The 22,285-nt window shown below is 64.6% G+C and carries 22 protein-coding genes; 13 read left to right on the forward strand and 9 right to left on the reverse strand.

What is annotated here, in order from left to right; all coding sequences use genetic code 11:
* Positions 1–2 precede the first annotated feature (2 nt).
* Both PCE31106_RS18090 and PCE31106_RS18095 read right to left on the reverse strand, forming a co-directional pair.
* A complete protein-coding gene (locus PCE31106_RS18090) occupies positions 3–398 on the reverse strand; it encodes a guanyl-specific ribonuclease (RefSeq protein ID WP_026131556.1) in 396 nt (131 codons plus the stop codon).
* Positions 399–691: 293 nt separating this feature from the next.
* Positions 692–2,995 (reverse strand): NADP-dependent malic enzyme, encoded by a 2,304-nt coding sequence (locus tag PCE31106_RS18095; RefSeq protein ID WP_017231751.1) that lies wholly within the window; start codon positions 2,993–2,995, stop codon positions 692–694.
* Positions 2,996–3,426: 431 nt separating this feature from the next.
* Here PCE31106_RS18095 and thiL point away from each other — a divergent pair, with 431 nt between their 5' ends.
* From thiL to PCE31106_RS18110, 3 genes are all read left to right on the forward strand, one after another.
* A complete protein-coding gene (thiL, locus tag PCE31106_RS18100; RefSeq protein WP_150564246.1) occupies positions 3,427–4,428 on the forward strand; it encodes a thiamine-phosphate kinase in 1,002 nt (333 codons plus the stop codon).
* The gene (locus PCE31106_RS18105) at positions 4,425–4,946 is read left to right on the forward strand and encodes a phosphatidylglycerophosphatase A family protein (RefSeq protein WP_150564247.1); all 522 of its coding nucleotides are present in this window, start codon (positions 4,425–4,427) and stop codon (positions 4,944–4,946) included. Before thiL ends, PCE31106_RS18105 begins: the two co-directional genes overlap by 4 nt.
* Positions 4,947–5,078: 132 nt before the next feature.
* Positions 5,079–5,582, forward strand: coding sequence for a CinA family protein (locus tag PCE31106_RS18110; RefSeq protein ID WP_150564248.1), 504 nt, complete (start codon positions 5,079–5,081; stop codon positions 5,580–5,582).
* 56 nt (positions 5,583–5,638) lie between these two features.
* On the opposite strand, the gene pyrF is transcribed toward PCE31106_RS18110, so the two are convergent.
* Positions 5,639–6,451 (reverse strand): orotidine-5'-phosphate decarboxylase, encoded by an 813-nt coding sequence (gene pyrF, locus PCE31106_RS18115; RefSeq protein ID WP_150564249.1) that lies wholly within the window; start codon positions 6,449–6,451, stop codon positions 5,639–5,641.
* Positions 6,452–6,629: 178 nt separating this feature from the next.
* Between pyrF and PCE31106_RS18120 the strand changes: the two genes are divergently transcribed.
* Positions 6,630–7,505, forward strand: coding sequence for a mechanosensitive ion channel family protein (locus PCE31106_RS18120; RefSeq protein ID WP_017231746.1), 876 nt, complete (start codon positions 6,630–6,632; stop codon positions 7,503–7,505).
* Between the two features lie 59 nt (positions 7,506–7,564).
* Here PCE31106_RS18120 and mtgA read toward each other — a convergent pair whose 3' ends face one another.
* The 6 genes from mtgA to mpl form a co-directional block, all read right to left on the reverse strand.
* Entirely contained in the window at positions 7,565–8,305 is a 741-nt protein-coding gene (mtgA, locus tag PCE31106_RS18125) for a monofunctional biosynthetic peptidoglycan transglycosylase (protein WP_150564250.1), read from the reverse strand.
* An 8-nt stretch (positions 8,306–8,313) separates the two neighbouring features.
* Complete coding sequence (aroE, locus tag PCE31106_RS18130) at positions 8,314–9,186, reverse strand: shikimate dehydrogenase (protein ID WP_150564251.1); 873 nt, start codon at positions 9,184–9,186, stop codon at positions 8,314–8,316.
* 212 nt (positions 9,187–9,398) lie between these two features.
* The gene (locus tag PCE31106_RS18135) at positions 9,399–10,358 is read right to left on the reverse strand and encodes an energy transducer TonB (protein WP_017231501.1); all 960 of its coding nucleotides are present in this window, start codon (positions 10,356–10,358) and stop codon (positions 9,399–9,401) included.
* Entirely contained in the window at positions 10,352–12,580 is a 2,229-nt protein-coding gene (locus tag PCE31106_RS18140) for a ribonuclease catalytic domain-containing protein (RefSeq protein ID WP_150564252.1), read from the reverse strand. Before PCE31106_RS18140 ends, PCE31106_RS18135 begins: the two co-directional genes overlap by 7 nt.
* A 77-nt stretch (positions 12,581–12,657) precedes the next feature.
* A complete protein-coding gene (locus PCE31106_RS18145) occupies positions 12,658–13,269 on the reverse strand; it encodes a YqiA/YcfP family alpha/beta fold hydrolase (protein ID WP_017231503.1) in 612 nt (203 codons plus the stop codon).
* Positions 13,270–13,318: 49 nt separating this feature from the next.
* Positions 13,319–14,701 carry a UDP-N-acetylmuramate:L-alanyl-gamma-D-glutamyl-meso-diaminopimelate ligase gene (mpl, locus tag PCE31106_RS18150; protein WP_150564253.1) on the reverse strand — a complete coding sequence of 461 codons (1,383 nt, stop codon included), beginning with the start codon at positions 14,699–14,701 and terminating at the stop codon, positions 13,319–13,321.
* A 120-nt stretch (positions 14,702–14,821) separates the two neighbouring features.
* On the opposite strand from mpl, the gene PCE31106_RS18155 reads away from it, so the two are divergent.
* From PCE31106_RS18155 to PCE31106_RS18195, 9 genes are all read left to right on the forward strand, one after another.
* Positions 14,822–15,478 carry a UDP-N-acetylmuramate--alanine ligase gene (locus PCE31106_RS18155; protein ID WP_174975285.1) on the forward strand — a complete coding sequence of 219 codons (657 nt, stop codon included), beginning with the start codon at positions 14,822–14,824 and terminating at the stop codon, positions 15,476–15,478.
* Positions 15,479–15,579: 101 nt separating this feature from the next.
* On the forward strand, positions 15,580–16,104 hold the full coding sequence (locus PCE31106_RS18160; protein ID WP_150564254.1) for a TlpA family protein disulfide reductase: 525 nt from the start codon (positions 15,580–15,582) through the stop codon (positions 16,102–16,104).
* Between the two features lie 132 nt (positions 16,105–16,236).
* Positions 16,237–16,683, forward strand: coding sequence for a type II 3-dehydroquinate dehydratase (aroQ, locus tag PCE31106_RS18165; protein ID WP_017231507.1), 447 nt, complete (start codon positions 16,237–16,239; stop codon positions 16,681–16,683).
* Between the two features lie 69 nt (positions 16,684–16,752).
* Positions 16,753–17,214, forward strand: a complete 462-nt coding sequence (accB, locus tag PCE31106_RS18170; protein ID WP_017231508.1) for an acetyl-CoA carboxylase biotin carboxyl carrier protein — start codon at positions 16,753–16,755, stop codon at positions 17,212–17,214.
* 99 nt (positions 17,215–17,313) lie between these two features.
* The gene (accC, locus tag PCE31106_RS18175; RefSeq protein WP_017231509.1) at positions 17,314–18,675 is read left to right on the forward strand and encodes an acetyl-CoA carboxylase biotin carboxylase subunit; all 1,362 of its coding nucleotides are present in this window, start codon (positions 17,314–17,316) and stop codon (positions 18,673–18,675) included.
* 39 nt (positions 18,676–18,714) lie between these two features.
* On the forward strand, positions 18,715–19,608 hold the full coding sequence (prmA, locus tag PCE31106_RS18180; protein ID WP_150564255.1) for a 50S ribosomal protein L11 methyltransferase: 894 nt from the start codon (positions 18,715–18,717) through the stop codon (positions 19,606–19,608).
* Between the two features lie 63 nt (positions 19,609–19,671).
* The gene (locus PCE31106_RS18185; RefSeq protein ID WP_150564256.1) at positions 19,672–20,634 is read left to right on the forward strand and encodes a DUF3426 domain-containing protein; all 963 of its coding nucleotides are present in this window, start codon (positions 19,672–19,674) and stop codon (positions 20,632–20,634) included.
* Between the two features lie 32 nt (positions 20,635–20,666).
* The gene (gene tpx, locus PCE31106_RS18190) at positions 20,667–21,167 is read left to right on the forward strand and encodes a thiol peroxidase (protein ID WP_017231511.1); all 501 of its coding nucleotides are present in this window, start codon (positions 20,667–20,669) and stop codon (positions 21,165–21,167) included.
* A gap of 179 nt (positions 21,168–21,346) precedes the next feature.
* On the forward strand, positions 21,347–22,282 hold the full coding sequence (locus PCE31106_RS18195; protein ID WP_150564257.1) for a carbohydrate kinase family protein: 936 nt from the start codon (positions 21,347–21,349) through the stop codon (positions 22,280–22,282).
* The last annotated feature ends 3 nt before the right edge of the window (positions 22,283–22,285 follow it).

Raw genomic sequence — 22,285 nt, forward strand, 5'->3', positions numbered from 1 at the left:
TGTCATTCCCTTATGCGTCTAAAGCTGTTGTAGTGATCTTGTGTGTAGTAACAAGGATCGACCGCCCGCTGGTCCCCGCCACAGATGATGCGCCTGGCGCCCCGATTGCGGGCACCGGGGGTCGGCACCGTGTATTCATGGTAATAGCCACGCCGCATTTTGGGCAGCTGCTTTTCGTAGTTCCCGAACACAACGCCGTCTTTGGCGTAGGGGAACGGCCCGCCCTGGGCAATCAGCGTCAGCGTGCGCTGCGCTTCGCGAGGCAACTCGGCAACGGACACTGTGACCGTTGAACCCGTGACGTATGGCGCGGTTTCGCGCGCCACAGCATTGGACCACAGAAACACACTACCAGCCGCCGTCAGCGCCACGATGCTCCGGTGAAGCCAACGTGCCATGGTCATAGCTAGCCTGTCGCCCGACGTCGTATTGCGCCGCGGGCTTGTTCTGGTGGTTGAAGCCGTAAGGTTATCGCTATTGGTCCAGAGAATCAATGTCGGCTTACATTTTGCAACGAAACAACGCGACAAATTATTGAAAATAAAGGATTTTAAAGAGAGTGAGCACACACATGACGGTGTGAGCGTGCAAAATGTCTCGCCGGAATGCAAATCGCCGCCCCCAAAAGGGGGCGGCGATTTGTCGTTAACATGTGTCGAACGGTGGCGAACCGCCGCGCGCTCGCCAGACGTCAACGCGCCTGTTGTTGCGCCGCCGCATCGGCCACCACCAGCGCCACCATGTTGATGATGCGTCGCACCGTGGCCGACTCGGTCAGGATATGCACCGGCTTGGCAGCGCCCAGCAGGATTGGCCCGATCGCCACGTTATTGCCCGCCGCCGTCTTGAGCAGATTGTACGCAATGTTCGCGGCGTCGATATTCGGCATGATGAGCAGGTTCGCAGCACCGGTCAGCGTCGATTCCGGCATGATGCGTGCGCGCAGTTCCGGGTCGAGTGCGCAATCGCCGTGCATTTCGCCGTCAACTTCCAGATCGGGCGCACGCTCCTGCAGGATCGCCAGCGTTTCGCGCATCTTGCGGGCGCACGCGGCGTCGCTGGTACCGAAGTTCGAATGCGACAACAAGGCCACCTTCGGCTGGATACCGAAGCGGCGAATCTCCTCGGCGGCCATCAGCGTGATTTCGGCCAGTTCCTCTGCGCTCGGATCCTGATTGATGTGCGTATCGACCAGGAAAATCTGCCGGTTCGGCAAAATCAGGGCGTTCATCGCCGCATAGACGTGCCCCCCCGCCCGCTTGCCGATCACGCGATCAATGAAGTGCAGATGACGGCCCGGTGTCGACACTGTGCCGCAAATCATGCCGTCCGCTTCGCCCTTGCGCACCAACATGGCGGCAATCAGGGTTGTGCGGCGACGCATCTCGACGCGCGCATAAGACGCCGTCACGCCCTTGCGGTTGGTCAGCTGGTGATACGTTTCCCAGTAATCGCGATAGCGCTCGTCGTGCTCCGGGTTCACGACGGTGAAGTCGACACCCGGTGTCAGGCGCAGGCCATATTGCTGCACGCGGTGCTCGATCACGGCCGGGCGCCCCACCAGGATCGGCGTGGCGACACGTTCATCCACAAGCACCTGTACGGCACGCAGCACGCGCTCCTCTTCGCCCTCGGCAAACGCAATGCGTTTCATGTTGGCAGGCACGCTGCGCGCAACAGAGAACAGCGGCTTCATCAGACCGCCGCTGTGGTACACGAACTGCTGGAGCGATTGCGCATAGGCATCCACATCCGCGAGGGGACGCGTGGCGACACCGGCGGCCATCGCCGCTTCGGCCACCGCGGTCGCGACCTTGACCAGCAGACGCGGATCGAACGGTTTCGGAATCAGATAGTCGGGGCCGAACGACAGGTTTTTGATCCCGTAGGCCGACGCCACGATATCGCTCTGCTCCTGGCGCGCCAATTCCGCCAGCGCATTCACCGCCGCGATTTCCATCGAGCGCGTGATCGTCGTGGCGCCAACATCGATCGCACCGCGGAAGATGAACGGAAAGCAAAGGACGTTGTTGACCTGATTCGGGTAATCGGTGCGGCCCGTCGCCATCACGCAATCCGGACGCACTTCCTTCGCAAGTTCCGGTGTGATCTCTGGATTCGGGTTGGCCAGCGCGAAGATCAGCGGTTTGTCGGCCATCGTCTTGACCATTTCCGGCTTCAGCACGCCGGCAGCCGACAGCCCGAGGAACACGTCGGCGCCGCCAATCACGTCGGCCAGCCCGCGCGCATCGGTCTTTTGCGAGAACCGGATTTTCTCCGGATCCATCAATTCGGTGCGGCCCTCGTACACCACCCCCGCCAGGTCCGTCACCCAGATGTTCTCGATGGACAGCCCCATGTCGACGAGCAGGTCCAGGCACGCAAGCGCGGCAGCGCCCGCGCCGGACGTCACCACCTTCACGGACTTCAGATCCTTGCCGACGACCTTCAGGCCGTTGATCAGCGCCGCGGCCACCACAATGGCCGTGCCGTGCTGATCGTCGTGGAAGACCGGAATCTTCATGCGCTCGCGCAACTTGCGCTCCACGATGAAGCACTCGGGCGCCTTGATATCTTCGAGGTTGATGGCGCCGAAGGTCGGCTCCAGCGCCGCAATGATGTCGACGAGCTTTTCGGGGTCTTTCTCGTCGATTTCGATATCGAACACGTCGATATTCGCGAATTTCTTGAACAACACGCCCTTGCCTTCCATCACCGGCTTGGATGCCAGCGGGCCGATATCACCCAGACCCAGCACGGCCGTGCCGTTCGTGATCACGCCGACCAGATTGCCGCGCGCCGTGTAGCGCGATGCATTGAGCGGGTCGACGACGATCTCCTCACACGCGGCGGCAACGCCCGGCGAATACGCCAGCGCCAGATCGCGCTGGTTGAGCAACTGCTTGGTCGGCGCGATGGCGATTTTGCCGGGCGTGGGGAATTCGTGATACTCGAGCGCAGCTTCGCGCAGTTTCGGATCGATCGGCGTGGGCATGAGGGGAGGCTCTTGACGAACAAAATGGGGTCGGATTTTCAGTGCAAATTGTAGCCCCATTTATTCACGCCACTTATGCAAAAAGCGAATAGGGGCTGCACCTGCGCGGTACGGCTTCCCCGCCGATAGTGGCCAAAATTCCTGGCGATTTCAACGCTGCGCTGCACCATCGCCCGCCTTTTCGGACCACGGACGTCTAGCCCCGTGGGGGGGATCCGAGACGGGCATGAGAATCCGTCTGAATTCCGGGCGTCCGTGCTTTGTTCGCTTGGGAAAGCCCGGGTCGCCTCTTAGAATAGGGGCTTGCCTGTGCATCACCGCAGCCCTTTACTTATTGCCCACCGCCTAATGCTCCCTGGCGTCACGCGTTGCACCGGAGTGGTCCCGCAACGCGATGCGCCCGGTCAAGGCGGGCAACCGCGCCGTTGCTCATGACCCTGACGTCTGCCTCAACTCCACCGCTGTCCGAGTTCTCGCTGATCGACCGCTTCTTCGCCCACGCTACCCGGCCGGGCGAGCATGTGACGCTCGGCATCGGAGACGACTGCGCGTTGCTGCGTCCGCCCACCGGCGAGCAGCTCGCGATTTCGACCGACATGCTCGTGGAGGGCCGCCACTTTTTTGCCGACGTCGACCCGCGCGCGCTCGGTCACAAGACCCTTGCCGTCAATCTGTCGGATCTCGCGGCCATGGGCGCGCGGCCCATGGGCTTCACATTGGCGATTGCCCTGCCCGACAGCGACCCGGCCTGGCTCGCGCCCTTTGCCGAGGGCCTGTCGGCGTTGGCCGACCGTTACGCCTGCCCGCTTGTCGGCGGCGACACCACGCGCGGCCCACGCAATCTTTGTGTGACCGTCTTCGGCAGTGTGCCCGGCGCCCAGGCGTTGCGCCGCGATGCCGCGCAGCCCGGCGACGACATCTGGGTCTCCGGCACCCTCGGCGATGCCCGGCTGGCGCTCGGTGCGATACGTGGGGAATGGACCTTGTCGGACGTCGATCTCGCCCTCGCGCGCCGCGCGCTGGACTGGCCCGAGCCGCAGGTGACGCTCGGACTGGCGCTGCGCGGCGTGGCGCGCGCCGCCCTCGACATCTCCGATGGGCTGCTGGGCGACCTCGGCCATATCCTGGAGCGCTCCGGTGTGAGCGCGACGGTGAACGTCGACGATGTACCGTGCTCCGACCTGCTGGCCGCGCAAACGCCGGTGATTCAGAGAATGTGTGCGCTGGCGGGCGGCGACGACTATCAACTGGGCTTCTGCGCCGACCGTGCGCAACGGCCGCATATCGAGGCGATCGGCAACGAACTCGGCATACGCCTCACGCGTATCGGTACAATAGCGCTTCCCGACGCGCGCCTCGCCCGGCTGCACCTCCAGGACAAGACTGGCGCGTCCGTCGCTGCCGATTTCAAAAGTTTCGACCATTTCCAATGAGCACTGATCAACCGGCCGCCGTCAACTCGGGCAGCGGCCCGCGCCGGCCGAACTCGCGGTTCCTGCTGTCGCACCCCGCCCACCTCTTTTCGCTCGGCTTTGGCACGGGCCTGTCGGCGTTCGCGCCGGGCACCGTGGGCACGCTTTTCGGATGGGCATCGTATCTGGTGCTCAATCTGTACCTGACGGTCACGGGATGGGGCGTGCTGATCGCCGCGTCCATCGTTGGCGGCATCTGGATCTGCGCCTACACAGCGCGCAAGCTTGGCACATCGGATCCGAGCCCCGTCGTCTGGGACGAGATTGTCGCGTTCTGGATCGTGCTGCTGCTCATTACGCCGGCGAGCTTTGTCGGCCAATTGGTGGCCTTCGTGCTGTTCCGATTCTTCGACGCCGTCAAGCCGCCGCCAATCCGATATTTCGACCGCACGGTCAAGGGTGGCCTCGGCATCATGCTGGACGATCTCGTCGCCGCCTTTTGCACGCTGCTCGTCATTGCGCTGTGGCGCTCGATCTGATCGACCGGGCTTGCCGCCGCGCGATGGCGCAAGCCGCATCATGACGGGTGCCTCGCTGGCGCCATTCCCGCGGGTACGCGCACCGATACCCGTGACCTATTCGTTGCATTGACTTATTGAAGGCGTCGTCCCGTGGTCTCCGAACAAAATCTTCTGGCCCAACTGTCGGTCAAAGTCGGCAATCGTCTGCGTGACGAACGCCTGATGCTGACCACGGCCGAGTCATGCACCGGCGGCCTCGTTGCGGCAGCAATCACCGACGTTTCCGGTAGCAGCCAATGGTTCGAGCGTGGCTTCGTGACGTATTCGAACCAAGCCAAGTCCGAAATGATCGGCGTTCCGCCTGAATTGATCGACAAGCACGGTGCCGTGAGCGAACCGGTGGCACGTGCGATGGCCGAAGGCGCACTGCTGAACAGTCGTGCACAGATCTCGCTGTCGATCACCGGCGTGGCCGGCCCGGGCGGCGGGTCGCCCGAAAAACCGGTGGGTATGGTGTGCTTCGCGTGGAGCAACCGCGTCACGACCCTCGTCGAGACGAAGCGCTTCAAGGGCGATCGCACACAGGTGCGCAGTCAGGCCGCACAGCACGCGCTGCGCGGCGTCATCGAATTCCTCGACCAGGCCGAGATGTAATCGTCGCGCCGCCCTGTGACGTTTGACGACGATCCGCGCATCGGCACGCGGACCGATCAGCGATAGGCGTTGATGCTGTCGCGCGTGTTTTGCGCAGCGGTGGCAGCCGCCGCGGCGAAGTGCTCGTCGCGACCGGCGTAGATGATGGCACGCGACGAGTTGATCATCATGCCCGTCCCGTTCGCGGTGCGACCGGCTTTGACCGTCGCTTCGACGTCCCCGCCCTGAGCGCCCACGCCGGGAATCAGCAGCGGCATGTCGCCGACGATGCTGCGCACGGCAGCGATTTCTGCCGGGAACGTTGCACCCACCACCAGGCTGATCTGCCCGCTCGTATTCCACGGCCCCGCGGCCAGGCGCGCCACCGTCTGATACAGCGGCTTGCCATCGACATCGAGGAATTGCAGATCGCTGCCGCCCGGGTTCGACGTACGGCACAGCACGACGACACCCTTCTCGGCATGCGCCAGATACGGCTCCAGCGAATCGAAGCCCATGTAGGGATTCACCGTCACGGCGTCGGCACGATAGCGCTCGAACGCTTCGCGCGCATACTGCTCGGCGGTGCTGCCGATGTCGCCACGCTTGGCGTCCAGAATCACTGGCAGGCCCGGATGATCGGCGTGGATATGGGCGATCAGCCGTTCGAGCTGCTCCTCGGCGCGATGCGCAGCGAAATAGGCGATCTGCGGCTTGAATGCACACGCGTAGGGGGCGGTGGCATCCACAATCTGGCGGCAGAACTCGAAAATCGCGTCCGGCTGCGCTTGCAGATGCGCGGGAATGCGCGACGGCTCGGGATCCAGGCCCACGCAAAGCAGAGAATTGTTGCGCGTCCAGGCCGCGTTAAGTACTTCGGTGAATGTCATGACGGGGTTCCGGCGGGGTTCCGGCGGCGGTATTCCGACGGCGGGTGATTCGAGACTGATTCCTTCCAGCAAGGCCGACATTTTACCTGCTCCGCGCGCCGGTCGAACCAATCCGCGCGCTTCGCGTCAATCTTGATATCGGTGCTCTCGGGCCCCCATCAACACGGAGAACCCCCATATGACTGAGGTTACCCCCCCGCTCGCGTCCTTCGACGCCGTGATGGGCTTTCTCGCGGCCAACGCCGTCCGCTACGGTCTGTCGCTCGTACAGGCCGTGTTGATTCTGTTGATCGGCTTCTGGATCGCGAAGCGACTGGCGCGCTTCGTACACCGAACGTTGAGCCGTTCGCCCCACTTCGACGCAACGCTCAAACCGCTCATCGAGTCGATCGCGCTGTGGTCGGTGCGCATCATCACGCTCGTTGCCGTGCTCGCTCAATTCGGCGTGCAGACCGCCAGCATCATCGCGGTGCTCGGCGCGGCAGGCCTGGCCATCGGGCTGGCCCTACAAGGCACGTTGCAGAATATTGCGGCGGGTACGATGCTGCTGGTGCTGCGCCCGTTCCGCAACGGCGACTACATTACGGCCGGCGCGTCGGTGGCCGGCACCGTCGACGAAATCGGCCTGTTCACCACCACGCTCACGAATGCCGACGGCATCTACGTCTGCGTGCCGAACAACCAGATCTGGGGCCAGCCGATCACGAACTTCAGCCGCAACGCCACGCGTCGCATGGAGGTCACCGTGGGCATCGCGCTCGACGACGATCTCGATGCCGCCATGACGGCACTCCGCGCCCACGTGGCAGAAGACGCGCGAGTGCTCGACAAGCCGGCACCGGAAATCATGGTCAAGCAGGTCAGCGACAACGCCGTGATTGTGAACGTGCGGGTATGGTCATTGCTGGGTAACTACTGGGGCCTCTATTGGGACCTTCAGCGCGGCGTCAAGGAGACGGTCGAGGCCGTGGGTTGCTCACTCCCGTATCCGACGCGCACTGTCATGCACGTGCCAGCACAGCCGATACCGGACGCGGCCCCCTCGCGACACTAGCCCCACACACGCCCGCGCGTGCTCGTCGTGCGAAAGTCTGCGTGCGGGGGGCTATTCGCCTATTGTGGCAACTCCGCCGCCCCCATGCGACGCGCGATCACGCCGGCGCGTTGCGCAAGGTACGGCGAATTGCGATGGGTATCGAAGTAGCGCGGACGCGGCAACATCACCGCCAGCCGCGCCGCCTGCCAAGCGGAGAGCTTCGAGGCCGGAATGCCGTAGTAGTGCCGTGCCGCAGCTTCGGCGCCGAATACGCCCTCGCCCCACTCCACCGAATTGAGATAGATCTCGAAGATCCGCTGCTTCGTCATCCAGAACTCGAGCATCCACGTGATGCTCAATTCTTCCGCCTTGCGCAGGTAACTTCGCTCGCTCGACAGGAACAGATTCTTCGCCAGTTGCTGGGAGAGGGTCGAGCCGCCCGCGACGATGCGCCCCTTCTTCTGATTCTTCTCCCATGCGCCGAGCATCGCGTCGATCTCGAAGCCATCGTGATTGACGAAGTTCGCGTCCTCGCTCGCGATGATGGCGCGCTTCAGATGTCGCGAAATCTGGTCGTACGGCACCCATTGGTGCTTGAGCGTCGCCGTCGGATCCGTTTCATGCAATCGCGCGGCGGCCGCGCGCATAAACGCCGTCGACGACGGATCGAAACGCACCCACCAGCCAATCTGCACGAAGTAATAGAGCTGCGTGGCAAGCACGCCCACGAAGACCAACGTGACAACGTAGGCTGTCCACTGCCACGGCCCCCAGCGGCGATGGCGAGTTTTGCGCGAAGCGCGTCGCGGCGCAGCCATCGACAACGTCAACCTTTCGCTGCGAGCCGGGCGCGCAAGGCGGTGCGCACGGCATCGGTCGACGGCCGCACGCCGCGCCACACCGCGAACGCTTCGGCCGCCTGCTCGACGAGCATGCCGAGACCGTCGGCCGCGCGCGTCGCCCCGGCCGCCAATGCGTGCGTCATGAACACCGTTGGCTGCGCGCCGTACATCATGTCATAGGCAAGCGCCCCTTCCGCATAGACGCCCGCAGGCAGCGGCGGTACGTCGCCTTGAAGGCTACCGGCCGTGGCGTTAATGACGACATCGAACGCCGCGGGGACCGCGTCCCATCCGCCACCGGCGAGCGCCACGCCATGGCGCTCAGCGGCGTTGGCGAACCGTGCGACGAGTTCGTCGGCGCGCGCGGCCGTGCGATTGGCGACAAACAGCGCCGCCGGCCCCGCCTCGATCAGCGGCAACATTGCCCCGCGCGACGCACCGCCGGCGCCCAGCAGCAACACGCGCCGGCCCTTGAGCGATACGCCCAGCGGTCCCTCAATATCGCGCACGAGCCCCACGCCGTCAGTGTTGTCGCCCGTGATGCCCTGCGCGTCGAACACCAGCGTGTTGACGGCGCCCGCCGCCTGCGCGCGTTCGGTCAGACGATCCGCCAACGCGTGGGCCTCGAGCTTGAACGGGACGGTGACGTTGGCCCCGCGAGCACCGTTGTCGATAAAGGTGCGCACGGTGGCGGCAAACGCATCGAGCGGCGCGAGCAGGCGCTCATAGGTGAGATGCTGGCCGGTTTCGCGCGCGAACTCGGCGTGAATGAACGGCGACTGGCTGTGTTCGACGGGATGACCGATCACGGCGTAGCGATCGGCCTGCAGTTCCCCGGAGGGCGTTTGGTTTGTCATCGTTGTCAAAGACGCGGCGCCTGGCTTTCGCCCAGGCGCCGCAATTACTTGCGTCCACGTGCATCAGATACGGTGTTTGGCCGTGACTCGGCAGGCATCGGTCGCCGGAAACCTTCACATCACGTTGCCGACAAACCGCGCGAATGTCATCGAATAGTACACGCAGCGTCGCTGTGGCTTCGGGCGTTTGCCGACGATTCGCCCGTGGCGCCCTACCGCGCCGCAGCGACCGACGGCGACGCAAGCGTCTCGGCCTGCACCCCCTGGCGCGAGAAGGTCATCCGCGTCACGATCTCGAGAATGTCATAGCGCTGCCGCATCTCGGGCGAGAAGTCGCCAAACGGCGCACTGGCCTGTACGATCGCCACCGCGCGGCGGTCGAGATCGCGATTGCCGGAGCTTCGCGTGACTTCCACGCCCGCGACATTCCAACCGTCCTTGTGATAGCCGAGCCCGCCCCGCTGATTGACGTTAAGCGTGACGATCAGCTCGCCATAGAGACGCTCGTTGCCGATCTGGGGAAAATGCTCCGTGCCGTAGCGCTCTACGCGATGACGCAGCGTGTCGAAATAGCGCGCATACGCCACTTCACGGGTATTGGCTGTGACCTGGCCGCGTTTCGGGCGGGTCTGATAGGCGCGCAACTGCTTGTCGATTTCCGCCTGCAGACGGGCGATCTTCTGGTCGACGTTCTGATCGTCGAGTCCTTGCCCGCGCTGCGGCGCGTCGGCGCGATGCCGCTGCGACGCCGGCGTGGCGGCGTATTGATTGCGCAGTTGCGTCAGCAGCTTTTCCTGCGTCGCTTCCAGTTCGCTCACGTTGCGCTGGATTTGCGCGATGGGCGCGCCGTCGCGATCGAGCGCGCGTGACGGCAGCGGTGATGTCGCACGCTCGCCGTCGTGCTCGCCGCCGCCCACGAGGTTGGCCTGCGCGAGCGCCGTGGCCTTGTCGGGGGCGTTGGCCGACTTCGCGTTGACGAGGACGACATCGAGCGGCGTGTCCGCACTATGCAGTCGGAAACTGTCGGGCGCGACGAAATGCACCGCCAGCGCGAGCAGGTGGACCAGCGCGGAAAATGCCAGGCCCGTGGCAAGCGGATGCTCGCGCATCAGCGACCCGCCGCGGCGGCGCGCCGCGCGCAGGTTGCCTGCCGCGAGAGCGGGTTTCAGCACGCCGAACCGGGAGACGCGTCGCGCCCCCCCGCCACCATCAGCGCGGCAGCAAGCGACGAAGTGCCGGACGCAACATCAACGGTTTGCGACGCCGCGGCGGTGACGTCGGCCGAGGCCGAGGCGACGTCGTCGTCACCCTGGCTTTCGTCGCGGCCGTCGCTTTCGGTATCGTTCGCCCCCTCCGCATCGTTGGCGCCATCGGCATCGTCGGCATCGTCGGCCCCTCCCGCGTCGTCGCCACCTTCGGCCCCATCGCCTCCATCGTGACCCCCACCGCCGTCTCCTGCACCGCCGGCGCCTTCGTCATCGTCTTCGCCCAGTCCGTTCTGGCTGGCGCCCAGCACCTGCGCGACACGTACCGAGATGCTGAGCGTGACGACGTCGAGCGACAGCACGTCGAGCATGATCTGCGTACCGCGCGCGTGCGGGCCAAGCCCCAGAACGATCAGCGTCAGCGGAATATCGTTCAGGCGCACGGTGTCGCCCTTGAGCACGCTCGCCTGGACCTGCGACTTGTTCTCCTGAATCAACCAGCGCAGGCACCAGTAGCGCTCCATCCGGCTCTGGTGCTCGGCATAAGCCGCATAGGCGGCTTCGAAGCTCGACACGGTCACGTACAGGTCGGCATCCTTGGGCTTGAAGGGTGCCGCCAGCTTGGCCGTCACGCCGTGACGCACGCACGCAAGCAACTGCCACTGGTTGACCAGATCCACATAGCGACGCAGCGGCGAGGTGCTCCATGCGTACTGCTCGACACCCAGACCTTCGTGCGGCGCCGGCGATGTCTGCATGCGCGTGCGATTCACGCCGTAAGCACGCTGCGCGCGATAGATGCCGGGCACGCCGCACTCGGCCAGCAGGCGTCCCCACCGGCTGTTCGCGAGAATCGCCATCTCGGCGACGATCAGGTCCAGCGGCGCACCGCGCATACGCTGCTTGATCGTGACCTGCTCGCCTTCGACGTAGAAATTGAAGTCGGTCTTGTTCTGCACTTCCGGACGCAGGCCATAACCCACGCGCGCGGCCTGACGTTTCTCGTAGAGCGACTGCGCGAACGGCCACAACAGCCGCAGCGCTTCCTTGTGCGGATACTCGCCGCTGCCATCGGCCAGCGTCTCGGCCGTGATGATCGCGTCGAGTTCGTTGTGACGCAGGTTTGCCGAGATCGGCACCCGCTCGGCATGCGTTTCCGTCGCCACGATCTCGTACGTGTCAGCCTTGACCACGACATACAGCGACAGTGCCGGACGCGCGCCGCCCTCGGCAAGCGTGTACGCCTCGACTATCGCATCGGGGAGCATCGTGATCTTTTCGCCCGGCGCATAGACCGTCGACAGACGCGCGCGCGCGATCTCATCAATGGCGTCACCCCGCGTAATGCCGAGTGCCGGCGCCGCAATGTGGATGCCCACACGCAACAGCCCATCGGGCAGTACCTGCACCGAGAGGGCGTCGTCGATCTCGGTCGTCGTCGAATCGTCGATGGAGAACGCCTGCACGTCGGCCAGCGGCAAGTCGTCGCCGGGTACCGGGATCGGCCCGAGTTCCGGGAAGCCGGTGCCGCGCGGGAAGTGTTCGTAGAGGAACGCCGCCTCGTGATACGCGCGCGGCGACGAAATGCCGCCGCAGGCGAGCATCACCTCGGCGTGCGTCTTGCCCAGCGCCATGGCGGCGGCGTCGAGCGCCTTCCACTCGATGGTGTTCTTGTCGGGACGGAACAGCAGCAGCAGTTCCTTGCCCTTGAGCGCGTCGGGCAGCGTGCCGGCGATCAGTTGATCGGCATACACGGCCTGCAATTCCGCCTGCTGTTGCTTGCGGGCGAGTCCCGCGAGCGCGGCCTGCAGTTGTTCCTCCGGCGCGCGTTGGTACTGACCGCGGCCTTTTCGGCGGAAGTACACCGGCGAAGCCTGCAGCGCCAGCGCGAGCCCGGCCTGTTGCGCAACGCCGGCGCCTTCGCCGAAATACTCGGCAGCGAGCACCGGGAACGCGAACTCCTCGGCAGGCGCGCATTCCCACAGGAAACTCATATCGATGTCCTGTGCGGCGGCGTGCGCCTGCGTCATCAGCTCCGCGGGCGACGGCGACTCGAAACGCAGCAGCACGTCGCGCCCCTTGATCTTGCTGCGGCGTCCACCGGGCAGCTCCACCTGGTACGACTCACCTTGCTGCGACAACACCGTGCCAGCCTTGAAGCCGCCGGATTCCTCAAAAAAAATATTCATGAAACAGCCATCGATCGCAATAGGCGACATTGTAGCCCGCCAACCTGCGGCGGTTTAGGGCGGAAGGGGCAAACGCGTTATTCGCCCGCGAACGGACCGGCGGCACCGGGCGAGGGGGGAACGTCGATGCCGGCGAAGCGCAGCACGTCGTCCATATAGTTGGCGAAATCGGAAATACCGTGGTCGCTGCCGTCGATCACCGTGAGCTTCGCGCCCGGAAACTTCGCCACCATGTCTCGGTAGTCGAGGGTCTGGTCGCCGGTCGCGGCCACAAGGTAGTAGCGCTCGGGACGCGTGATCTGGGCCACGTCGATCATGCGCAGCTCGTCCAGGTGACGCGGCTCAACGACGATAGTGCCGCCGCCATGCCACATCGGCTGCTCGCCCAGCCACTTGCCCAGATCGTCGTACGGGCGCGTGGCCGGATTGAGCAGCACCGCGCGGCAACCGAGCTTCTCGGCCAGATACGTGGCGTAGTAGCCGCCGAGCGAGCTGCCCACGATGGTCAACTCGTCGGCCTTCACGCCGGTGAGCAGACGCTGCGCGTCGACGACCGCGGCCAGCGGCGACGGCGGCAATTGCGGGCAAGCCCACTCGCGCCCCAGGCCGAGGCGGTGCATGCGCGCGGCCATCAATTGCGCCTTGAAGGAGCGCGGCGACGAACGGAAGCCGTGCAAATAGAGAATCATGTGAGCCCCGATAAAAGCTGGTCAGTACCCGGACGCCAAGGCACGCAAATCAGGCGCGCGCCGCCAGTGCATCGAGCAATTTCTGGTGAATGCCGCCGAAGCCGCCGTTGCTCATCACCACGATCTGGTCCCCCGGACGCGCTGCCGCGCTCACCGCGCGCACCAGTCCGTCGATGTCGCTGAACGCCTGCGCACGCGCGCCGAGCGGAGCGAGCGCCTCGGTCAGATTCCAGCCGAGGGCGTCCTTCCCGGACGGCGCGCCGTAGCCGAACACCAGGTCGGCATCGGCAAGGCTGGCCGGCAATTGCGCCTTCATCACGCCCAGCTTCATCGTATTCGAGCGCGGCTCGAGCACCGCCAGAATGCGGGCGGTGCCGGCGCGGCGTCGCAGTCCGGCCAGCGTCGTCTGAATGGCGGTCGGATGATGCGCAAAATCGTCGTAAACAGTGACGCCGGCCGCTTCGCCGCGCACCTCCATACGACGCTTCACATTCTGGAACTTGCCCAGCGATGCCGCCCCCTGCTCCGGCGGCACACCCACGTGCCGTGCGGCAGCCAACGCCGCCAGCGCGTTCATCCGGTTGTGCTCGCCCTGCAGCAACCACTTCACTTCCCCGGCGGCCATCGCCCCATGGTGGGCCCAGAACGCCTCTTGTCCCGCCGCGAGTGTGTCGTTGGCCTGGGCGACATGCCAGCCGTCGGCCACACCGAAGCGCTCCACCTCGCTCCAGCAGCCGCGCGCCAGCACGCGCTCGAGCGCAGCCTCGCGACCGTTGACGATAAGGCGGCCCTGGCCCGGCACGGTGCGCACCAGATGATGGAATTGCGTCTCGATCGCCGTCAGATCGGGGAAGATGTCGGCGTGATCGAACTCAAGGTTATTCAGGATCGCGGTGCGCGGATGGTAATGAACGAACTTGGAGCGCTTGTCGAAGAACGCCGTATCGTATTCGTCGGCCTCGATCACGAAGAAGTCGCTGTCGGTCAGTCGCGCCGAAATGCCGAAGTTCATCGGCACACCGCCGACGAGGAAGCCCGGTTGGTAGCCCGCATCTTCGAGAATCCAGGCGAGCATCGATGTCGTCGTCGTCTTCCCGTGCGTTCCCGCCACGGCCAGCACCCACTTCTTCGACAGCACATGCTCGCCGAGCCATTGTGGGCCCGACGTGTACGGCAGATTCCGATTGAGGATCTCTTCCATCAGCGGGTTGCCGCGCGACACCACGTTACCGATGACGAACAGGTCGGGTTTGAGCGAGACCTGATCGGCGTCAAACCCTTCGATCAGCCGAATGCCCTGCGCCTCTAGCTGGGTGCTCATCGGCGGATAGACGTTCGCGTCGCAACCGGTGACGGTGTGACCGGCCTGCCGGGCGAGCACCGCGAGACCGCCCATGAACGTGCCGCAGATGCCAAGAATATGAATATGCATGGATGGGGAGCGAGGTGAGGACGGGCCGAGCCCGTGCGGGAAATGGGGGAGGCCGAACAGCCAGAATCGCCATTGTACCTGCGGCGGGAAGCGCAATGCCTTTCGGGTATCATCGTGCGCATGACACGCAAATCCTGGTCCGACGCCCAACGCCTGCGCGAGGAAATCGCTCTGGTGGCCGCCCGCCTCATCGCCGAGGAGGGCGCTGACTATGCCACCGCGAAACGCAAGGCGGCGAAGCAAGTGACCGGCGAGGCGCGGATTGCGGGTGAGTTGCTGCCGGATAACGACCAAATCGAAGCGGAAGTCCGCGAGTACGTGCAGACGTTCCTCTCGGACACGCAGCCGGCTGAGCTGGCGCATTTGCGTCAGGTCGCGTTAACGGTCATGACGGCACTGGCGCGCTACCGGCCTTATATTACTGGTGCCGTGTATAACGGCACGGCAACGTCACTATCTGATATCTATTTGCAGGCATTTTGCGACAATCCAAAGGAAGTCGCCATCGATCTGTTGAACCGGGGTATCGATTACGAGGTCTCGGAAAGTCGCCACTTCAATGGTCGCGGCATGGTCGAGACGCTGAGTTTCCTGTGGCGCGAGCGGGGGCAGCGCGGCGAACCCGCCGGCGTGCACCTGTCCTTGTATTCCCTCGACGACATGCGCGGCGCACTCAAGGCCACCGACGGGAATGGCCGCCCCGTGCGCGTCGATGCGCACGGCCTGAGCACACTGATCGACGGCGCAGAGGCCATGGAGCAGGCATCCAACCACTGACCTTCGCCCGAATGTCGGCAACATGGCCATCAACCTGTCGCCATTCTCCGTAATTGCCATCCGTCTAACGTCTATTTCCCGCCACTTCCGCCCCATCCATCATGGTAAAACGCATCGTTCCTCTGCTGATTCTGGCGCTCGCGGGGCTGGCGGCCGGCTTTTGGTTCGGCCATCGAAACCAGGCGCCTGCAAACGCGCCCGATGCCGCTGTCGCCCAACTGCTCGCCACGCGGCTTCCCGACTTGGCGGGCAACGAGCAGGCCATCTCGCAATGGCGTGGCAAAACGCTGGTCATCAACTTCTGGGCTCCATGGTGCGGGCCCTGCGTGGAGGAAATGCCCGATCTCCAGGCACTTTCGAGTGAATTCAAGGGAAAAAACGTCCAATTCGTAGGAATCGGCATTGATACTGCCCCGAACATGATCGCGTTCGAGCAAAAGGTGAAGGTTGATTACCCGCTCCTCGTGGCGGGCTACGCAGGCACCGACCTCGCCCGCGCACTGGGCAACAAGGCGGGCGCGCTACCGTATACCGTCGTGGTTGATCCTCAAGGCCGCTTGCACTACCAGAAGCTCGGCCGTATTACGTCGGATGAAGTGCGCTCGGCCCTCAGGCCGACGCGCTGACATCGCGCCGTCCAGCCGGGCGCGCGGGAAGTCCCGCCAGACGTGACCGACGGGGCTTCATTTTCACCCCACTGGACAAAATCCACCAACTGGCGTTTAATTGCGCCCAATTTCGTGAAATTTGATTCGCCGATGCCTCACCGCATTCTTGTGCTCCACGGTCCCAATCTCAACCTGCTCGGTACTCGCGAGCCGGCGGTGTACGGTCGTACGACGCTGGCCGACATCGACGCGGCGCTCGAGGCGCAAGCCAAGGCGGCAGGTGCTGAGGTGACGACATTCCAGAGCAATCACGAAGGCGCACTGGTTGACCGGATTCAGGCGGCACGCGACGCGTCGATCGACTTCATCGTCATCAACCCTGCCGCCTACACGCATACCAGCGTGGCGATGCGCGACGCGCTGGCCGGCGTGGGCATTCCGTTCGTCGAGGTGCATCTCTCGAACGTCCATGCCCGTGAGGCCTTTCGGCATCACTCGTACTTTTCCGATATTGCGCAAGGCGTGATCTGCGGCCTGGGCTGGCGCGGCTATACCTTCGCACTCGAATTTGCCCTGCGGCGACTCGCCGGCGGGTAGCCGTCTCATCCCCTATTTCCCCTCGCGGGGGGTGCCCCCGCGTCGATACCGAATTAAGGAGCTTCCTTCATGGATTTGCGCAAACTCAAGACGTTGATCGACCTCGTGGCCGAATCGGGTATTTCCGAACTCGAAGTCACCGAAGGCGAAGGCAAGGTCCGCATCGTCAAGGCGCCGCCCCAACTGATCGCCGCCCCGATGCAGATGGCCATGCCGGCAGCCTACCCGCAGGTTGCCGCGCAAGCGCCGGCGGCAGCGCCCGCCGCACCGGCACCGGTTGCCCCGGTCCTGCCGCAAGGTCACATCGTCACGTCGCCGATGGTCGGTACCTTCTACCGCGCCCCGTCGCCGGGCGCCGATCCGTTTGCGCAGGTCGGCGACTCGGTCAAGGAAGGCCAGACGCTGTGCATCATCGAAGCGATGAAGCTGCTCAACGAGATCGAGTCGGACAAGACCGGCGTGATCAAGGAAATCCTCGTCGAGAACGGTCAGGCCGTGGAATACGGTCAACCGCTGTTCGTGATCGGCTAATGCCGGTTGTCGGACGCCCCGCCCGCGCGGCCAAATGCCGCCCGGCGACACGAGGCGTCCGGCCCCGCTCCTCTCCCCCTACGGGCAGGACTGCACATAATGTTTGAAAAAATCCTCATCGCCAACCGCGGCGAAATCGCTCTGCGCGTTCAGCGCGCGTGCCGCGAGATGGGCATCAAGACCGTGGTCGTCTACTCCGAAGCCGACAAGGAAGCGAAGTACGTCAAGCTCGCGGACGAAGCCGTCTGTATCGGACCGGCGCCCTCGCCGCTGAGCTATCTGAACATGCCGGCGCTCATCAGCGCGGCGGAAGTCACCGACGCCCAGGCCATCCACCCGGGTTACGGCTTCCTCTCCGAGAACGCCGACTTCGCCGAACGTGTCGAGCAATCGGGCTTCACGTTTATCGGCCCACGCCCCGACACCATTCGTCTGATGGGCGACAAGGTCTCGGCCAAGCAGACGATGATCAAGACCGGCGTGCCGTGCGTGCCGGGTTCGGAAGGCGCGTTGCCCGACGATCCGAAGGAAATCGTGCGTGTTGCACGCCAGGTCGGCTATCCGGTGATCATCAAGGCCGCCGGTGGCGGCGGCGGTCGCGGCATGCGCGTGGTGCACACGGAAGCGGCGCTGGTGAACGCGGTCAACATGACCCGTGAAGAAGCCGGCCGCGCCTTCGGCAATCCGGAAGTCTATATGGAGAAGTTCCTCGAGAACCCGCGCCATATCGAAATCCAGATCCTCGCCGACAAGCACAAGAACGCCGTCTGGCTGGGCGAGCGCGACTGCTCGATGCAGCGCCGCCATCAGAAGGTGATCGAAGAGGCGACCGCCCCGCTGATTCCGCGCCGCCTGATCGAGCGCATCGGCGATCGCTGCGCCGATGCCTGCAAGAAGATGGGCTACGTCGGCGCCGGCACGTTCGAATTCCTGTTCGAGAACGGTGAGTTCTACTTCATCGAAATGAACACGCGTGTGCAGGTCGAACACCCGGTCACGGAAATGATCACCGGTGTCGATATCGTGCAGGAACAGATCCGCATTGCGGCCGGCGAGAAGCTCGCCTTCCGTCAGCGCGACATCCAGTTCCAGGGTCACGCGATCGAGTGCCGTATCAACGCCGAAGATCCGTTCAAGTTCACGCCGTCGCCCGGTCGCATTACCGCCTGGCACATGCCGGGGGGCCCTGGCATCCGCGTCGACTCGCACGCCTATAACGGCTACTTCGTGCCGCCGAACTACGATTCGATGATCGGCAAGCTGATCGCCTACGGAGCAACGCGCGATCAGGCCATCCGTCGCATGCGTGTCGCGCTATCGGAAATCGTGATCGAAGGTATCCAGACGAACATTCCGCTGCACCGGGAACTGATGCTCGACGCCAAGTTTGTCGAAGGCGGCACGAGCATCCATTATCTGGAACACAAGCTGGCGCAGAAATCTGCCGTCGGCGGCAACTGAGCTGTTCATCAGCCGTTTATCAGCAGGAAATCACTCGCCATGTATCGCGAACTCGTCGTAGAAGTTGCCCGCGCCCAAGCCGAGGCCCTGTCGGACGCCCTGCTCGATCTGGGCGTGCTGTCGGTCTCCGTGGAAGATGCGGATGCCGACACGCCCGACGAGCAACCGATGTTCGGCGAGCCGGGCCTGACCCCGCCCGACACCGCGTGGCAACACTCGCGCGTGGTCGCGCTGGTGGGGGAAGACCAGGACGCCGCCGTGCTGCTCGCGGCGGCCGTCAACGAATTGGGGCTCACCGAGTCGCCCGCGTTCACGTTGCGCGACGTAGAAGAACAGGACTGGGTGCGCCTGACGCAATCGCAGTTTGAGCCCATACAGATCGGCCAGCGTATCTGGGTCGTGCCGTCGTGGCACGACGCCCCTAACGCCGATGCGCTTATCCTCGAACTCGATCCGGGCCTTGCGTTCGGGACCGGCAGCCACCCGACCACGCGGCTGTGCATGGAGTGGCTCGAACAGCACGTTGAGGCGGGTCAGTCGTTGCTCGACTACGGCTGCGGCTCGGGCATTCTGGCCATTCTGGCGCGCAAGTGCGACGCCGATCCGGTCGTCGGTATCGACATCGATCCGCAGGCCGTCGAGTCTGCGCGCTATAACAGTGAGCGCAATCACGCGAGCGTCGAATACGGACTGCCCGCCGACCTGCGCGACGGTCAATTCAATATCGTGGTCGCCAACATCCTGTCGAATCCGCTCAAACTGCTCGCGTCGATGCTGACATCGCGCGTGGCACCGGGCGGACGGCTCGCGCTGTCTGGCGTGTTGGAGCGGCAAGCGGACGAGGTGATCGCCGCCTACGCCCCCTATATGAAGATGTCGGTCTGGCGTGCTCACGATGGCTGGGTCTGCCTGCACGGGCAGGCCGCCGGCTAGTCGCCCACGACGCGCCGAGTCTTCGGGTCCTCGCCCTCGAATCCCCCGATGCCCCCGACTCCCATGGCCCAGTCCTCGCGCGTTCTCGCTACCCGCTGCCCTCACTGCCATACCGTCTTTCGCGTCGTAGCGGATCAGCTCAAGCTGCGCGACGGTCTCGTGCGCTGCGGCAACTGTCGTGAAGTATTCGACGGACATGCCTACCTGTGCGAGCCGCCCGGCGAAGAGCACGAGGCGGAAGCCGCGCCCGCCGAACGCCCCCCGGTGCCCGAGATGCTCACGCCCACGGCGATCGCTGCACTGCTGGGCACGCCGGACGAGAGCCTGGCGCAGATGCGACATGGCCCGGGTCGCTACATCGATGACGACGATGCCACGGTTCTTGTGGCGCCCACTGCGTCCATGACGTCGTCAGCTTCCGTCGCGTCTGCCGACTCGCCGACGTCCGTTGCTCTTGCCGGACAGGCACGTCGCCCCGGCGTCGGTCGCGTGATCTGGCGTGCGCTGATCGCGCTGGCCGTCGTCGGTCTGATCGCCCAGTGGGCGTGGGTCGAGCGCGCCGCACTCGTCGATCGCGTGCCGGCGTTGCGCGGCGTGTTCGCGACGCTCGGACGCCCGATGCATGTGCCGATCGCGCCGCCGCGTCAGCCGGACAAGGTTCAGATCTCGAGCGTGACGCTGGTCACCGACGCGCCCGGCACGACCGACGGGAGTGACGCGAGCGATGCGACAACCGGTACGCCAGCGAGCGCCACGGCCTCAGACGACGCCGTGCCAATGACGCTCACCGTGTTCATGCGCAATCAAGCCGACTATGCCGTGGCCTGGCCGTCGCTCGAACTCACGCTGTCGGACATCGACGGCAAGCCGGTCGTGCGACGCGTGTTTTCGGCGAGCGACTACGTCACCGATACAGCGCAGCATGACGCCGGTCTGGCGCCACACAACGAACGCACGATTCGGTTACGATTGACGGCGCAGGCAGCGCTAGCCAGTAACTATCGGGTGCTCGCGTTCTATCCGTGATAGCGCTGTTGCACTCAACCTAGGAGATATTGATGTCCCAAGTCACACTCGGGGGCAACCCCATCGAAGTCGACGGCCAGTTCCCGCAAAAGGGGCAGACCGCTCCGGCTTTTTCGCTGGTCAATGCCAAGTTGCAGGACGTCTCGCTCGACGATTTCGCAGGCAAGCGCAAGGTGCTCAACATCGTGCCGAGCCTCGACACGCCGACCTGCGCCACCTCGACCCGCAAGTTCAACGAAGCCGCGGGCAAGCTCGAGAACACGGTCGTGCTCGTGATCTCGGCTGACCTGCCGTTCGCCATGAGCCGCTTCTGCGCGACCGAAGGCCTGAACAACGTGGTCACGCTCTCGACCATGCGTGGCCGCGAGTTCCTCAAGCATTACGGCGTGGCAATCACCACCGGCCCGCTCGCCGGCGTGTCGGCCCGTGCCGTTGTCGTGCTCGACGCCGATAACCGCGTCGTCCACGCCGAACTCGTGCCCGAGATCAAGAACGAGCCGAACTACGACGCCGCGCTGGCCGCGTTGTCGTAAGCCATCGCCCCTCGGCGTATCGCTGGCCCGCCCGGTAAAATCGGTGCGCGCCAGATGGCAGTTCCCGTGCCGGTGCGGCAAATGCACCGGCCCGTTTTTAGCATGACCCGGCAGCGCGACTGGCCAACCGTCTGCCCTCCCTGATTGGCCCCCGCTTACCTTTCGCAAGGATCTCCCCCGTGACTACCGTGATCTGCGGCTCGCTCGCCTACGACAACATCATGACGTTCGAAGGCCGCTTCGGCGAGCACATCCTCCCCGATCAGGTACACATCCTGAACGTCAGCTTCCTCGTGCCGACGATGCGCCGCAACTTCGGCGGCTGCGCCGGCAACATTGGCTACAGCCTGCATCTGCTGGGCGGCTCGCCGGTCGTCATGGCCACCGTCGGCGAAGATGGTGCACCCTACGTCGAGCGCTTCCAGTCGCTCGGCATGACGACGGAATTCGTTCGCGTGGTCGCGGACAGCATGACCGCCAATGCGATGATCACGACCGATCTGGACAACAACCAGATCACCGCCTTCCACCCGGGGGCGATGATGTTCTCGTCGCGCAACCGCGTGGCCGATGTCAGCGGCGCGACGCTCGGCATCGTTGCCCCGGACGCCCCCGACGCCATGCTCACTCACGCCGAAGGCTTCGCCGTCGCCGGGGTGCCGTTCCTGTTCGATCCGGGTCAGGGCCTGCCGTTGCTCTCGCCTGAGGCCCTGCGTCGCATGGTGGAACTCGCCACCTACCTCGCGGTCAACGACTACGAAGCCAAGCTCCTCTGCACGAAGACCGGCTGGCCGATGGACGACCTCCAGTCGCGTGTCGAGGCACTGGTCGTAACGCGCGGAGAACACGGCGCGCTGATCTTCGCCGGCGGCAAGCAACACGACATTCCTGCCGTCAAAGCCAAGCGAGTCGTCGACCCCACCGGGTGCGGCGACGCCTTCCGCGGCGGGTTGCTGTACGGTATCGAAAAGGGCCTCGACTGGCCCACCGCCGGCCGTCTGGCCAGCCTGATGGGTTCGCTCAAGATTGCCGAGCAAGGTCCGCAGACTTACGCGCCGACGCGCGCCGAGATCGAGGCGCAATATGAAGCCGCGTTCGGCTACCGCTTCGTATGATTT

The organism is Pandoraea cepalis (genome assembly GCF_902459665.1).
Classification (GTDB): Bacteria; Pseudomonadota; Gammaproteobacteria; order Burkholderiales; family Burkholderiaceae; genus Pandoraea; species Pandoraea cepalis.